The sequence below is a fragment of the Collinsella sp. AF36-3AT genome (assembly GCF_003475205.1).
GTDB lineage: Bacteria > Actinomycetota > Coriobacteriia > Coriobacteriales > Coriobacteriaceae > Collinsella > Collinsella aerofaciens_AF.
Genome location: NZ_QROZ01000003.1, coordinates 167,697 through 183,039, shown reverse-complemented (window position 1 = coordinate 183,039; position 15,343 = coordinate 167,697). Strand labels below are relative to the sequence as shown.

Sequence of the window (15,343 nt, the reverse complement as noted above, 5' to 3'; positions counted from 1 at the left end):
CTCCTTAATTGGACTCGCCCACCAGGGCGCGGCAGAAATCTTTGGCGTTAAACTCCTGCAGGTCATCGACCTGCTCGCCCACGCCGATGCGAAGGATCGGGAGCTTGAGCTTCTCGGCCACGGCCATGGCGATGCCGCCCTTAGCCGTGCCGTCGAGCTTTGTCATGATAATACCGTCCAGGCCAAGCGCCTCATTAAACTCGAGCGCCTGGTTCAGGCCGTTTTGGCCCGTTGCGGCATCGATCACGAGGACGACCGAGACGGGCATGGGGCCGGCGGCCATATTGGTGGCGCGCTTACGCGTCACGTTGACCACCTTGGCAAGCTCGCGCATGAGCTCGGGGCTCGTGTGCAGACGGCCAGCAGTATCGATAAGCACCAGGTCGCTGCCGCGCTTGTCGGCCTCGTCGAGCACGTCGTAGCAAACGCTTGCCGGGTCGGAGCCGCGGTCGCGCTTGATGACGGGGACGCCGGCGCGCTGGCCCCACACATCGAGCTGCTCGATGGCGGCGGCGCGGAAGGTATCGGCCGAGCCGATCATGACATTCTTGCCGCGGGCAGCCATGGCGCTCGCGATCTTGCCGACCGTCGTGGTCTTGCCGGCGCCGTTAATGCCTACAAACAGCACGCAGCTCGGCGTGTCGGAGAACGGATCGCGCTCGGCGGGCACAAAATGCTGCTCGAGCTGCTCAGCCAGGGCGCGACGGAGCTGCGAGGCGGTCTTGAGGTTCTTCTTGGCGGCCGTCTCGCGCAGATCATCGGAGACCTGAATGGCGACCTCGGCGCCCATGTCACCCATAACGAGGGTATCCTCAAGGTCCTCCCAAAAGTCCTCGTCGACCTCGCCGCCAAAGTAGAAGACCTCGTTGAGGGCCTCGCGGCTGCGCTCAAGTCCGCGCGAGAGAGCGTCAAAGAATCCCATTATGCATTCACGACCTTTCCGGTTTCGCGATCGAGTTTTTGCGAGACGACGCGGCTGACGCCGTCGGCTTGCATCGAGACGCCATAGAGAACGTCAGCGTCCTCCATAGTACGGCGCTGATGCGAAATGACCAAGAGCTGCGTATCGGAACGCAACACGTCGAGCGCGCCGATGAGCTTGGACAGGTTGGCATCGTCAAGTGCCGCCTCGACCTCGTCCAGCACATAGAACGGCACCGTGCGCGTGCGGTACACGGCAAAGAGCAGGGCGAGTGCCGTCAGACTCTTCTCGCCGCCCGACATGAGCATCATCTTGGTGATGCGCTTGCCGCGCGGCTGCGCCACGACCTCGATACCCGTCTCGGCCGGATGCTCAGGATCGGTCATCTCCAGATGAGCCTGGCCACCCGGGAACAGCATAGCGAAGATCTCGCGGAAGTTCGCGTCGACCTTCTCAAACGTCACAAGGAACGCCTTGCGCATCTTGCGATCAATAGCCACCGTGATCTTGGTGAGCGCCTTACGCGCGCTCACCAGATCGGCCAGCTGCTCCTCGATGTAATCGGCGCGGCGCTTGAGCTGCTCGTACTCCTCCATGGCAACTTGGTTCACGGGACCAAGGTTGTTGATCTGGCGCACAAGCTGGTTGAGCTCGCGCTCGGCGGCATCGCGGTCCGTGGGCGCGGGAAGCATGAGCGCTTCCTCGAGTACCGTGTTGCCATCGGCGGTAATGGCCTTAATGGCGGCCTCTACCTGCACCTCGAGCTTGCCACGCGCGACTTTAAACTCGTTTTGCGTGGCGGTGGCGGTATCGACCTTCTCCTTAGCGCGGGCAACCTCTGCCTTGGCATCCTCGATGGTCTTCTTGAGCGAAGCGGAGTCCGCCTCCTCCAGAGAGGCCTGGTCACGCAGACGCGCTGCCCAATCCGACGCGCGCTCCAGCAGGGCCGAATAGCGCTCGTGCATGGGATCGACGCGCAGGCGCAGCAGCTCGAGTGAGCGCGAGGCCTGGCGTGTTCCGCGGATACGGCGGTCGATGCCCTCCAGGCGATGCTCCAGATCGGGCACGCGGCCCTTCAGAGAACGAAGGCGCTCGCTCGTCTGGGCCAGGCGGACCTTGGCATCGGCGAGCTTGCCGGCGGCCTCGGAATCGTCACGGCGAACGCGGTCGAGTTCGTCGTTGGCTTCGGCAATCTGAAGGCCAAGATCGCTTGCCTGCGCTCGGGCCTCGTCACGCGAGCGGGTGAGCTCGTCCACGCGCGGGCGCGCAGCGCGAACGGCCTCGGCGGCCTGCTCGCGGCGCTTGGAGATGCGCACGCGCTCGACCTCGGCGTTGTTGGCGCTTTGCTCCAGGCGGCCAATCTCGGAGAGCAGCGAGCGGCGCTCGCCCTCAAGACGGGCGATCTCGCCGGCGGCATCGCCCTCAGCGGCACGCGCCTCTTCGACGGCCGCATTGGCCTCGACGACCTGATCCGACACATGCTCAAACACAGCAGCCAGATCGGGCTCCAGGCCCTCCAGCTCGCGAATGCGACGCTTGCGCTCCAAGGCACCCGACGCCTCGCCGGCGTCGAGGCCCACACGCACCAGGCCGCCGCAGGCGACGCGGGCGCCATCGGGGGTCACGTAAGTCACGCCGTCAACGACAGGCGCGGCCAGCGCAGCCGCCAAGTCGTCGACAACGTAATAGCCGCCGAGCAGCGCCTCGACAACCGGGCCATAGCCGGCGCGTACGGACAGGCGATCGACCAGGCGGGAACCGGCAGCGCCCTTAGCGGCAGCAGAGGCGCTCGCACCGCGCGCCACCAGCAGCGCCTCGCCCGAGGCCTTCTTCTGGTCCAGAGCGGCACGACCGGCACGCTCAAGCGCGGACGTATCGTCGAACAGCAGCGCATCGATATCGCCGGCAAGCAGCTGCTCCACCAGGCCCTCGAGCTCACGAGGGGCCTCGAGCACGTCGCCCAGACGACCCGAGACATCGTCGCCCAGTACACCCACCAGACAGCTCACGAGCGGCGAGCTGTCGGCCATGCGGGCATCGAGTTTCTTTTGGCTAGCAAGCTCCGAGCGCACCTCGGACAGTTTGTTGCGCGCCTCGCTCTCGCGGGCACGCAAATCCTTAAGGGCTGCACGGGCGACCTCGGTAGCCTCGCGCGCATCAATCTGGGCTTGACGGGCCTGATCGAGTGCACCCTCAAGCTCCTCGGCGCGGTCGCGACGGCTCTCGAGTGAGGCCGTGACTTCCTCGAGCTGGTCATCGATCTGCTCCAGGCGCGAGGCATACATGTTGTCCTCGACCTCGGCGTTGCTCAGCGAGTCCTTCACCTTGGCGAGTTCGAGCGCCGCGTTATCGGCCACACGCTGCACATCGCGTTGCTCACGCGTAAGCTGCGAAATCTGATTGTCGAGCGTCACGCGCCGCTCGTGGAGCTCGGCGGCGGCAGGTCCGGCGGCGTCAACGTCCTCCTGGGCCTGCATGTGCGCGCCGGTCACTTCCTCAAGCTGCGCACGCGCGTCCTCGAGCTCCTCTACCACGCGACGACGCTGATGCTCGGAGCTCGAGATCTGGCCGCGCATGTCGGACAGGCGCGACACCATGTTGTGGCCCTTTTCCTCGAGCAGGCGCATATCGGAGTTAATGCGGCCGACCACGTCTTGCATATGGCGGCGCTGCTCGCCCAGATCGCCCACAAACAGGCCCTTTTCCTCGAGCATGACCTGGAGCTTCTCGAGCTCGCGTTCCTTTTCGCCCAAGCGGTACTGCGCAAGCTCCAGCTCGGCGGCACCTTCCTTGGAGCGGCTCTCCAAGTCGTTCCACTGCGACTGCAGCGAACGCAGCTCGTCGACGGCCAGCATCTGCGTAAGCTCGTTCGCGCGCGAGGACAGCTCTTTATACTTGCGCGCGCGATCGACCTGACGCTCCAGCGGTCGCAGCTGACGGGCAATTTCCTTATTGATGTCGCGGGCACGCGTCAGGTGCTCGTCCATCGATTTAATCTTTCTGAGCGCACGCTCCTTGCGGCGCTTGTGCTTGGAGATGCCGGCGGCCTCCTCGATGAGGGCACGGCGCTCCTCGGGGCGGCTCTGCAAAATGGCGTCGAGCTTGCCCTGGCTGATGATGGAATGCGTATCCTTGCCCAAGCCCGAATCGTGCAGGATGTCCTGAATGTCCATCAGGCGGCACGGACTCGAGTTGATGAGGTACTCGCTTTCGCCCGAGCGATACATACGACGGGTGATGGCGACCTCGTCAAAGTCGACGGGCAGCATATGGTCCGAGTTATCGAGCACCAGCGTGACCTCGGCGACACCCACCGGCTTGCGCGCTGACGAGCCCGAGAAGATGACATCCTCCATGGCCTGGCCGCGCAGCTGCTTGGCGCTCTGCTCGCCCAGGACCCACAGAATCGAGTCAGAGATGTTCGATTTTCCCGAGCCGTTGGGACCGACGATGACGGTCAGGCCCGGCTCAAACGTCATATGGGCGCGGTCGGCAAACGACTTGAACCCTTTGAGCGTGAGGGACTTGAGATACACGGTTCCTCGCTTAAACAGGCTTCTTGTTGAGAATCACGCCGTTGGTGGTGTAGCCCATGCGGTCAAGTGCCTCAAGTGCAGCGGCTCCCTCGGCTTCCTTCTTTGAGGAGCCGGAGCCGCGACCCTGGCGAATACCATCGATCAACACCACGGCGGTAAAGGTGGGCGCATGCGCCGGGCCCTCGGAGCCAACGAGCTTATACGCCGGGGGTTCGTGACCGTCGGCTTGCACGCACTCCTGCAAGAACGATTTGGGGTTCGCGGGGTGCTCGGCACGCTCGGAGGCCAGGTGCGGTTTGAGCGTACGATGGATAAAGTCCGCCGCAACATCCCAGCCGGCATCCAGGTACAGCGCACCCACGAGCGACTCGTAGACGTTCTCGAGCGCCGAGTGCAGGCCGCGCGCGCCGGTACCGGTCTCGGAGGCACCAAAGATGATGATGTCGTCGATGCCCAGCTCATGCGACACCTCGGATAGCGTAGCGCCCGAGACAAGCGACACCTTCAGGCGCGTGAGCTTGCCCTCGTCAAACTCGGGATAGGACTCAAAGAGCGAACGGGCGACGACGGCGCCCAAAATGGAATCGCCCAAGAACTCAAGGCGCTCATAGCTGGCAGAAACCGGCTGGCCCTCGACTGCCGAGGGATGCGTAAGCGCCGCGCGCAGAAGCACCTTATTATTGAACTCGTGGCCCAGAATTTCCTGGGCACGCGTAAGTCGTTCAGACAAAGCCAAGACCTAGGCCTCCCTGGCGTTTTCAATCGCGTCGACGGCGTCGGCGACAGAGTTGAGCGAGAGCAGAGTCTCGTCATCGATCTCGAGGTTGAACTCGTCCTCGATAGCCGTAACCAGCTGCAGGCGCTCGAGCGAGTTGGCATCGAGATCGTCAAAGGTGGTCTCATCGCTAATTTCGGCAACATCGACGCCCAGAACGTCAGCAGCGACCTCGGCGATCTTGTCGAAGATTTCGGAGCGGTCCATAGCGCTTCCTCTCATAGTGCATGAATACCAAAAGAATGGTACCGCCCGGGCGGTACCAAGACACGGTTCTGATTCTACCCCACGAAGCAGGCCGCGAGGCACATAACAGCGCTCTAACTCGCTCTTACAAAACGATGCCGTCCATGGAGTTGGCGACATTCTCGACCAGCCCGGCGCGCACGGCTTCGGCCGCCGCAAGCGTACCGTTTTTAACAGCTTCGACCGAGGTGGCGCCATGGCCGATCAGAACCACGCCGCGCAGGCCCAAAAGAATCGCGCCGCCCTTGGCGTCGCCAGAGAGCTTGGCCTTTATCTCACGCATCTGCTTTTTAATGAGCAGCGCGGCGATCTTGGTGCCAAGCGAAGACATAAAGACGCCCTTGAGCTCCTGCAACAAAAACTTGGCAGCGCCCTCGGTGGCCTTGAGCGCAATGTTGCCCGACATGCCGTCGGCGACCACGACGTCAAAATTGCCCGACGTAAGATCGGTGCCTTCGCAGTTACCCACAAAGCCGGGAACGGCGGCTTTCATGGCCGGGAAGCAGGCCTTGGTAAAGTTGGAGCCCTTCTCGTCCTCGGTGCCATTGGCAAGCAAGCCCACGCGAGGATGCTCGATGCCCAGGACAACGCGGGCATAAGCGCTACCCATCTGGGCAAAACGCACCATGTCGTCCACCTCGACATCGGGGTTGGCGCCCATGTCGCACAGCACCGTCAGGCCGCCGGCACGATTGGGCAGCGCATTGGTCAAACAGGGGCGCACCGGCTGCTTCTTGCCTTCGGCCATATATCTAAACGGTGTGACGTAGGCGGTCGCGGCAGCGGTCATGGCGCCGGTGGAGCCGGCGGAGAAAAACGCGTCCGCGTTGCCCTTTTTGATGGCGCGGCAGGCAAGCACGATCGAGGACTTGCGCTTGGTCATCACGGCGCGAATGGGATCGTCATCCATGGCGATAATGTCAGGGGCTTCCAGAGCCTCCACACGTGCATGGGCCGCGGCAAAGAGATTGACGATTTCGGCGGGACCGACTGCCAGGACCTCGATATCAGGATCGGCGGCAAGTGCAGCCTCGATACCATCGAGAACAACCTGAGGTTTCTCGTCTCCGCCCACAACGTCTACACAAACGCGAACGTTACTCATATACATACTCCTTATACAAAAATGGCCGACTCATTGAGCCGGCCATTGTGGTTCCATTTGGAACGGCATCGCATCCAGAGTATACCGTTACTCGGTAACGATAACCTCGCGGTCCTTGTAGAAACCGCAGCTGGGGCACACGTGGTGCGGAAGCTTGACAGCGCCGCAACGGGGGCACGTGGACTGAGCCGCAGCCGAGATCTTCATGTTGGCGGAACGACGGGTGTGAGTGCGGATACGACCCTGCTTTTGTTTAGGTACGGGCATAGTGACCTTCCTTATGAACTATCCAGTGTGGCGATTACGCGCAAGTAGCGATACTACCACAGTTTTACTCGTCGAGCTTGAGATTCTTCAATGCTGCAAATGGATTTTCCGTGGCAGCGGCCCATTCTGCCTCTGCCTGGGCGGCGCAATCGCATTGCGCGACGTTGAGATTGCAACCGCAAGTGGGGCACAGGCCGCGGCAATCGGGCTTGCACAGAACGACAAACGGCGTGTCCATGACGACCGCGTCATTGATGGGCTCACCCAGATCGACGATGCGGTCCTCACCCAGGAGCTCGTAGCCGTCCACGTAGGCCTCGGGATCCTCGGGCTCCTCGAAGAGGTAGAACTCCTCGATCTCGCCGGCGATATCAAACGAGGCAGGCTCCAGGCAACGGTCGCACTCGCCGGTGGCGTGCGCGCGGACCATGCCCGTGAGCAAGACACCGGTACCGGCATTGGTAAAGACAACGTCGTAGTCGATGCCGTCCTGTAGCTGGTACTCCTTCTCACCCACTGTGTAGGTGGCAACATCGACCTTGCCGGTCAGCGGATACGAATCACCAGGAAACTCGAGCTGCTCAGAAAGATCGACGGTAACGCTCGGGAACTCAGCCATTACCACTGACCATTCTGTTGGGCGGCACCCTCGTTGAGCTGCTGACGGCAACGGGTAACGGTGCCGGTCAGGCTCTTGAGGTTCTCCTCCAGGTGCGTAAAGACCTGCTCTGCGTAGTCCTCGGCAGCATAACGCGTCTCGCGCTCGTACTGCTGGGCACGATCGCGGATGTCGTCGGCCTGCTGCTGTGCCAAGCGGACGATCTCCTGCTCACCGGCAATGGTGAGGGCCTGCTGCTGAGCGTCGGCGATGATGGAATCGGCCTGAGCGGCGGCGGAAGCCATAAGCTCCTCGCGCTCCTTAAGGATACGGCGGGACTTCTGCCACTCCTCGGGATAGCTCATGCGGATCTCGTCGAGGATGTTGAAGAACACGTCGGCGTCGATGACCTTGAACTGAGCGTTCTTGCCGAAAGGCGGCTTGGCTTCCTCGATCAGCCCTTCGAGCTCATCGACCAAGCTGACGATCCTATCGCCAGGAAAATTCTCGCCCGGCATCCGGTCTCCTTTCATAGGTAACATATCATCGTGCTAGTGTACCACATGCCACCAGGCAATAAAAAACGTCACGAAAAGCGGTGTCTGAGTGCTTCGACCACGTTGGGCGGGACAAACGTCGATACATCGCTGCCGAGCGAGGCGATCTGGCGAACGACCGAACTCGAGATATAGCCGTACTGCGGCGCACTCATGACAAAGATGGACTCCAGCTCGTTATCCAAGCGATAGTTGAGGTCTGCCTGCTGCAGCTCGTACTCAAAGTCGGTCATGGCGCGCAGGCCCTTGACCACGGCCCCCGCCCCCTGCTCGCGAGCGAAGTCGACCAAGAGGCCGGTAAAGGGCAGGACCTCGACGCCGTCGATATCACCGAGCGCCTCACGAGCCAGCGCTACGCGCTCATCCAGCATAAACGTGGTGCCCACACCGTTTTTACCCTGCGACTCGGCGACAGCGACGATCACGCTGGGAAAGATGCGGCGGGCGCGGCGGATGACGTCGATATGGCCAAACGTGATGGGATCGAAGGTGCCCGGGACAATCACGCGGTTGATGGTGTCATTCATGGGCGTTCTCCTGAACCGTCATGGCATCGTTGTTGTGAGCATCGGTGCCGGTGCAATCTTCCTCACCATCGTCATCGCCGACCCAACGAAGCAGGTCGACCGAGGTAATGCCGTAGCGCTTCTCGCGCACGATCTCAAAGCCTGCCGGATGCGCGCCCGCATCGGCGGCGGCATGCTCAAACAGGGCATAAGCGCCAGGTGCAAGCAGACCCTGCTGAGCCAGGTTCTGCAGCAGTATCTCGACCGGCTCGGCACCAAAAGCATAGGGCGGGTCGAGCAGGACCAGATCAAAGGGGCCGCCCGGCACACGACCGCGGGAGGCGCTCGCCAGCATGTCGCCCGTTACCACGCGCCAACGCGCACGGTCATGGCAGAGCGACTCGATATTCTTGGTAATGAGCCGCGCGGCATTCCGTTCGATCTCGAACGTCGTGAGCGAGCGGGCGCCACGTGAGAACATCTCTAACCCTAAGGCGCCGGAGCCGCCAAAGGCGTCCAGCACGCGGACCTCGTCCAGATCGAAGTCAAATGCCGACATGACCATAGATGCGCATGCCTCGCGCACACGATCGGTCGTGGGGCGGGTGACATCGCGACCACGGGGCTCCTCGATCTTACGACCGCGCCATTCGCCGCCGATGATTCTCATCCTCCGCTGACCTCCTTAAAAATGTGTCGATATCGCATGGCGACCGCATCGCGCAGGGGGCGCGTCGCCACGGAGTCAAGGTTGCAAGCATACCGCAAGAGCTCGACCGCGTCCAAATGGGCCCACTCGATCAGCTCCTCGTCGGCATCCAGGTCGACAAAGCGCAGAGTCACACCGCCATGCTGGCGGTACCCCAGGATTTCGCCCTCGTGGCGCAGACGCAGGTCCATCTGGGCGAGCGTAAAGCCGTCCGAGGTCTTTTCGAGCGACTGGAGGCGGTCTTGTGCCGCCGAGGCGCCGCCATTGCCCTTGGAGTGCGTCATGACCAGGCAGGTGCCCGACACGCTGCCGCGGCCCACGCGACCGCGCAGCTGGTGCAGGGCCGCCAAGCCAAAGCGCTCACCGTTCTCGATGACCATGACGGTGGCGTTGGGCACGTCGACGCCCACCTCGACCACCGTAGTCGAGACGAGCACGTCGATCTCGCCACGCTTAAAGGCATCGATAACCTGGTCCTTCTCCCCCGCTGGCATGCGGCCGTGAAGGCGCTCGATGGCAAGACCCGGCAACGCCAGACGCAGGCGATCGAGCTCGGTCGCCGTATCGTGCAGCGGCACGGGGACCGTCACGCGGCCCTCGTCGTCGCGGGCGATACCGGGCACGTCCTCCAGATCATCGGCCGAGTCACTCGGCTCCACGAGCGGGCAAATCACGTAGGCCTGCTGACCCTTTTCATGCGCCTCGCGGATGGCGCCATAGGCAAGGTCGCGGCTCGACTCGGTAAGCACGCGTGTCGTCACGCCAGCGCCAGGGACGGGCCGATGGCGGATGATGCTCGTGTCCAGATCGCCGTAGACCGAAAGCGCCAGCGTACGTGGGATGGGCGTTGCCGTCATAACGAGCAGATCGGCACCAGGGCCCTTCGCACGCAGGGCGTTGCGTTGGCCGACGCCAAACCGGTGCTGCTCATCGATGACCACGAGCGACAGATGCTTGAACGCCACGTTATCCGAAAGCACCGCGTGGGTGCCAAAGAGGACATCGAGCTCGCCCGATTCCAGCTGGGCATGGATCCGCTCGCGCTCGGCCGCTGGCGTGGCGCCCGTCAGGAGCGCCCAGGTCATGCCAGCCTGCGAGAGCAAGGGGCCGGTCTTATCGGCATATTGACGCGCCAGCACGCCCGTGGGCGCCATAACGCAGGCCTGCGTGCCGCTATCGGTAGCCACAGCCAGCGCGCAGGCGGCAACGGCGGTCTTACCGGTACCGACATCGCCCAGCAGCAGGCGGTTCATCACGCGCCCGCCATCGCACATATCGCGCAGGATATCTTGGAACGCGGCCTCCTGCTCGTCGCTCAGCGAAAATGGCAGGGCCTGCTTGAGCGCGGCCAGGTGCTCGCCCGCGGCGTGGGCGTAGGGCACCACATCGACCAGGCTGCCGTCGTTGCGCAGGCGCAGCGCCAGCTGCAGGTAAAGGCACTCCTCGTAGGCAAGCCGTGCGCGCGCGATATCGCGCTCAGCCATGCTCGAGGGAAAGTGGATCGATCGAAGCGCACGAGCATTGCTCATCAGGCGACGCTTAACGCGCAAGCGTGCGGGAATCGGGTCGAAGGGATTGCCGACGACCTCGAGCGCGCCACTTACGATGCGGCGCATCCATGCCTGGCTCACGCCGTCACTCACATAATGGACCGGCAAAATGGTGCCCGCAGCACGCCCGTCATCGAGCTTTTCAAAGTGCGGCGAGGCCATCTGCTTAAAACCGTAGGCAAACTCGACCTTGCCCATCACGGCCAGGCGGTCGCCCTGCTTAAGCTGCTGGGCAATCCAAGGCTGACGGAAAAAGGCGACCTGCAGCACGCCCGTCTCGTCAACGAGTGAGACCTCGGTCACCTGCATGCGCGGACGCGGCTTCTTTTGAACGATACGGTCGACCGTGGCGATGATGGTGCACACGGTACCGATGGGCGCCATCTCGATGGACCAGGAGCGCGTAAAGTCCAGGTATCGATGAGGGATATGCAGAAGGAGGTCCCCCACCGTCCGAATTCCCAGACGGCGAAGGGCCTCCTCACGTTTACCCGAAACATATTTGAGTCGCGCGATATCCTCGTCGAGCGCATTGCTCTGGGCAAAGCGATCCGAGACGCGCGGCACGGAGCAGAGCTCAGACATGGGCAGATGCCTACTCGATCGAGAAGATCACGGGATAGAGCGGCTGCTCGCCACGATGGGCGTCGATCTCCAGGTCGGGCTGAGCCTCCTCGATAGCGTCGACGATCTCCTGGAAGGCTTCATCGGACAGCTCCTCGCCGGCCAGAATCGTCAGCGCGTCGCCCTCCTCTTCCTCCTGCATACGGTTGATACAATCGAGCGTGACCTGTTTCACATCGGAGCCGACCACATCGATGGAACCGGCAATGATACCCATGACGTCACCGGAGTGAATCGGGGAGCCGTCCGAGGCGCTGGAGTCGCGCACGGCGCGGGTGACCTCGCCATCGCGGACCTCGCTGATGGCGTCAACCATAGCGGCGACGGCGTCCTCGAGATCGGAATCGGGCAGGACCGCGAACAGCGCGGAGAAGGCCTGCGGAACGGTCTTGGTGGGAACGACGGCGACCTTCTTGTCGGTGCAGGCAGAGGCGGCGGCCTCGGCAGCCATGCGGATGTTACCGTTGTTGGGCAGGATGATAACCGAGGTCGCGTTGACCTGGTCGACGGCGCCCAGCAGGTCTGCAGTCGAGGGGTTCATGGTCTGACCACCCGACACGATCACGTCGACGCCGAGGGACTTGAGGATGTCGGCCTCGCCCGAACCGGCGGCAACGGCGACAAAGCCCAGCGCCTTGGCGGGCTCGGCAGCCTTCTCCTGGTCCTCATGAATCTTGGCGGTACGGTCGTGGGCCTCCATCTCCATGTTGTGGATAAAGACCTCGTAGATCTGACCGAGCTGCAGCATGTGCTCGAGCACCAGGTTGGGGGTGTTGGAGTGCACGTGGATCTTGTAGTCGGGGTAGGCGCCCACGAGCAACTCACAGTCACCCATGGAGCCCAGGAACTTGAGGCACTCGTCCTCGTCAAAAGGAGCGTCGGCCTTAAAGAGGAACTCGTTGCAGTAGCGGAACTCCGAGCCCTCCCAGTCGTCGTTGGCCTCGATCTCAACACGACCAAGGGCCGCGTCGCGGGCAGAGCCAGCGGAATCAAACGTGGCAGAGAAATCCTCGACAACGGTGCTGCGGCCAAGCGCAGCGGCAACAAAGTTCTCAAGGAAAATAGCAAAGCCGAAGGCGCCGGAGTCGACCACGCCGTTCTCCTTCAGAACGGGCAGCAGGTCGGGCGTGCGGGCGACGGACTGGTAGGCCTCGACGACGATAGCGTCGAGCGCATCCTCGGCCGAGAACTTCTTCTTTTCGCACTCGTCGGCCTTGGTCGAGACATCGCGCAGCACCGTGAGGATCGTGCCCTCGATGGGCTTACGGACGGCCTGGAAGGCGACCTTGACGGCTCGGCGGAACGCATAGGCAATGTTGGCGGACGTAATGGGCTCGTCGGCAGAGACAAGACCCTCGGCCACGCCGCGCAGGATCTGCGAAGTGATGACGCCGGAGTTGCCGCGGGCGCCCATCAGGGAGCCGTGGGTGATGGCGCCGGCAATGGCCTCCATGTCGGCATCGGCGGGAAGGGCAGAAAGCTCCTTGGTCACCGAGGCGAGCGTGAGCGACATGTTGGTGCCGGTGTCGCCGTCGGGCACGGGAAAGACGTTGAGCTTGTTGATCTCCTCGGCCTTGTCGGAAACGGCAGCCGCAGCGATCGGAAAACAGGTGCGAATGGTCTTTGCAATCATGGGTATTTGAATCTCCGTTTTCGGATGCTAGTTCAGACGGCTCTTGAGCGCGTCGATATGGATGCCGATCTTAAGGCTGGCGGGATCGATCTGGGCGATCTCCTGCAGGGTGAAGGCAACGGAGCTCGAAAGATTGTGGCAGACGGACTTCATGTTGACGCCGTTCTCGAGCACGACGTGAAGATCGACCGTAAGGCCGTTCTCGTCGGCGGAGACAAGCACGCCCTTGCGGAGGCGCTGGCCGGCAAGCAGGCGCACGCTCTCGGCGCCCTGGAGCTGCTCAGCCATACCGACGACGCCATAGCACGTCATCGCGGCATAACCGGCAATATCGGCAATAACGTCGTTCGAGACGCTCAGGCTGCCGTTAATGGTCTCAGACACAAGAATCTCCTTATCTGGTGCTCGCGGCACCATGTCGTGGGAGCAATCATTGCAATATTTTACAACGACCGCGCCATGTTGAGGTGGTGGGTCGCGGGATTACATCCTCGACACGAAATGTTGATATGGCAACGTTCGAGTCAAGTGGTCGCGGCATGAAAAAACCCGCCGCTTAAGCGACGGGTTTTACAACCTGGCTCCCCGGGTAGGACTCGAACCTACAACAGCGCGGTTAACAGCCGCGTGCTCTACCATTGAGCTACCGAGGAATTAAAAAGCCCAGCGAAATGGGCTGAGAAATTCTGGCTCCCCGGGTAGGACTCGAACCTACAACAGCGCGGTTAACAGCCGCGTGCTCTACCATTGAGCTACCGAGGAATAGGTGCGTGCTCTCAAGCAACGAAGTTTATTATACGGACGAATCAGCTTAGGGCAAGAACTTTTTTGAGAATTTTTCCGACCTAGTCATTGGGGACGTTCTTGAATGACTAGTCATTCAAGAACGTCCCCAATGACTACATGAAAGCGCCCCCAGGCGGATGTGCTTGAGGGCGCTTCTTGCTTGACTAGCTTTCGATATAGTCCTTCAGCTTGCTCGAACGGCTGGGGTGGCGGAGCTTGGCCAAGGTCTTGGACTCGATCTGGCGGATACGCTCGCGCGTGACGCCAAACTCGCGGCCGACTTCCTCGAGCGTACGGGGATGTCCGTCGACAAGGCCAAAGCGCAGCTCGATAACCTTGCGCTCACGATCGGCAAGCGAGTCGAGCACCTGAGTGAGCTGCTCCTGCAGCATGGAGAAGCTGGCGGCATCGGGCGGAACGATTGCCTGGGAGTCCTCGATGAAGTCGCCCAGCTGGGAATCCTCTTCCTCGCCGATGGGGGTCTCGAGCGACACGGGCTCCTGCGAGATCTTCTGGATCTCGCGGACGCGGTCGGCGCTCATGTCCATCTCGGCACCGATCTCCTCGGGGGTCGGGTCGCGACCCAGGTCCTGAAGGAGCTGGCGCTGCACGCGGACGAGCTTGTTGATAGTCTCGACCATATGCACGGGAATACGGATGGTACGGGCCTGGTCGGCGATAGCGCGCGTAATGGCCTGACGGATCCACCACGTGGCGTACGTGGAGAACTTGAAGCCCTTCTGGTAGTCGAACTTCTCGACGGCGCGAATCAGACCGAGGTTGCCCTCTTGGATCAGGTCCAGGAACAGCATGCCGCGGCCGACATAGCGCTTGGCGATGGAGACAACCAGACGCAGGTTTGCGCTGATGAGTGCCTGCTTGGCTTCGAGGCCCACGTTCTCAATGCGCGTAAGACGACGCATCTCGGCACGCGTGAGCTCGAGCTCGCCGGCATCGGCAGCCTCGAGCTTCTCGGTGGCCTCGAGACCGGCCTCGATCTTCATGGCCAGATCGACCTCTTCGGAGGCGGTCAGCAGGTCGACCTTGCCGATCTCCTTGAGGTACATACGAACCGGGTCGCCGGTCAGCATCACCGTGGAGGCATCGATGCCACGCACGCGGGAGCGTGAACGGGACGTGCGCACGGTGCGCTTCTTCTTGCTCTTGGAAGAACCCATCTCGGCATCGGCCTGACGGGCCATCTTGAGCTCGTGATCGTCAAGCGAGCCGGAATCGTGCTCGTCGTCATCATCGAAATCGTCAGTATCGGTATCGTTATCGTCATCGTCGACGTCCATGGGGGCGTCGTCGTTACCGCTCGCGGAGATAATCTGGATGCCGCTGTTGCGCAGCGCGGAATACACCGCGGTGAGCTGCTCGTCAGAAACATCGATATCCTTCAGGGCGACCTGAATCTCGTCCTCGGTTACCGAAGTCCTGTTTGAGCCGTTGCCCATGAGCTTTGCAACGTAGGATTCCAGCCCAGTACCCGTGCTCTCAGTCTTTTTTGGCACAGATTCTCCCTTCAT

14 protein-coding genes and 2 tRNA genes are annotated in these 15,343 nt (G+C 62.1%); all 16 read right to left on the bottom strand.

From position 1 onward, the window contains the following. Positions 1-4: 4 nt before the first annotated feature. A complete protein-coding gene (ftsY, locus tag DW003_RS04610) occupies positions 5-922 on the bottom strand; it encodes a signal recognition particle-docking protein FtsY (protein WP_118387808.1) in 918 nt (305 codons plus the stop codon). Further along, a complete protein-coding gene (gene smc / locus DW003_RS04605) occupies positions 922-4,458 on the bottom strand; it encodes a chromosome segregation protein SMC (RefSeq protein ID WP_118387806.1) in 3,537 nt (1,178 codons plus the stop codon). Before smc ends, ftsY begins: the two co-directional genes overlap by 1 nt. A gap of 10 nt (positions 4,459-4,468) precedes the next feature. Further along, positions 4,469-5,194 (bottom strand): ribonuclease III, encoded by a 726-nt coding sequence (gene rnc, locus DW003_RS04600; RefSeq protein WP_117765703.1) that lies wholly within the window; start codon positions 5,192-5,194, stop codon positions 4,469-4,471. Positions 5,195-5,197: 3 nt separating this feature from the next. Then, positions 5,198-5,440, bottom strand: a complete 243-nt coding sequence (locus DW003_RS04595; protein WP_055309519.1) for an acyl carrier protein — start codon at positions 5,438-5,440, stop codon at positions 5,198-5,200. A 124-nt stretch (positions 5,441-5,564) separates the two neighbouring features. Continuing rightward, positions 5,565-6,584: a phosphate acyltransferase PlsX gene (gene plsX / locus DW003_RS04590; protein ID WP_118387804.1), complete on the bottom strand. Its 1,020-nt coding sequence runs from the start codon at positions 6,582-6,584 to the stop codon at positions 5,565-5,567. 87 nt (positions 6,585-6,671) lie between these two features. Further along, positions 6,672-6,851: a 50S ribosomal protein L32 gene (rpmF, locus tag DW003_RS04585; protein ID WP_022094017.1), complete on the bottom strand. Its 180-nt coding sequence runs from the start codon at positions 6,849-6,851 to the stop codon at positions 6,672-6,674. A 64-nt stretch (positions 6,852-6,915) separates the two neighbouring features. Next, a complete protein-coding gene (locus DW003_RS04580; RefSeq protein ID WP_118387802.1) occupies positions 6,916-7,470 on the bottom strand; it encodes a DUF177 domain-containing protein in 555 nt (184 codons plus the stop codon). Continuing rightward, positions 7,470-7,967 (bottom strand): ATPase, encoded by a 498-nt coding sequence (locus DW003_RS04575; protein ID WP_040358176.1) that lies wholly within the window; start codon positions 7,965-7,967, stop codon positions 7,470-7,472. Before DW003_RS04575 ends, DW003_RS04580 begins: the two co-directional genes overlap by 1 nt. 68 nt (positions 7,968-8,035) lie before the next feature. Further along, the gene (gene coaD / locus DW003_RS04570) at positions 8,036-8,533 is read right to left on the bottom strand and encodes a pantetheine-phosphate adenylyltransferase (RefSeq protein WP_117564151.1); all 498 of its coding nucleotides are present in this window, start codon (positions 8,531-8,533) and stop codon (positions 8,036-8,038) included. Further along, positions 8,526-9,182 (bottom strand): 16S rRNA (guanine(966)-N(2))-methyltransferase RsmD, encoded by a 657-nt coding sequence (gene rsmD / locus DW003_RS04565; RefSeq protein WP_118387800.1) that lies wholly within the window; start codon positions 9,180-9,182, stop codon positions 8,526-8,528. Before rsmD ends, coaD begins: the two co-directional genes overlap by 8 nt. Beyond that, the gene (gene recG, locus DW003_RS04560; RefSeq protein ID WP_118387798.1) at positions 9,179-11,356 is read right to left on the bottom strand and encodes an ATP-dependent DNA helicase RecG; all 2,178 of its coding nucleotides are present in this window, start codon (positions 11,354-11,356) and stop codon (positions 9,179-9,181) included. The genes rsmD and recG overlap by 4 nt, the downstream gene beginning before the upstream one ends. A 10-nt stretch (positions 11,357-11,366) precedes the next feature. Continuing rightward, positions 11,367-13,028, bottom strand: a complete 1,662-nt coding sequence (locus DW003_RS04555) for a DAK2 domain-containing protein (protein WP_117583418.1) — start codon at positions 13,026-13,028, stop codon at positions 11,367-11,369. Between the two features lie 27 nt (positions 13,029-13,055). After that, positions 13,056-13,445: an Asp23/Gls24 family envelope stress response protein gene (locus DW003_RS04550; protein ID WP_187361832.1), complete on the bottom strand. Its 390-nt coding sequence runs from the start codon at positions 13,443-13,445 to the stop codon at positions 13,056-13,058. A gap of 161 nt (positions 13,446-13,606) precedes the next feature. Next, positions 13,607-13,681, bottom strand: a tRNA-Asn gene (locus DW003_RS04545). 34 nt (positions 13,682-13,715) lie between these two features. Beyond that, positions 13,716-13,790, bottom strand: a tRNA-Asn gene (locus DW003_RS04540). A gap of 188 nt (positions 13,791-13,978) precedes the next feature. Beyond that, a complete protein-coding gene (gene rpoD / locus DW003_RS04535) occupies positions 13,979-15,328 on the bottom strand; it encodes an RNA polymerase sigma factor RpoD (RefSeq protein ID WP_055286388.1) in 1,350 nt (449 codons plus the stop codon). Positions 15,329-15,343: the final 15 nt, after the last annotated feature.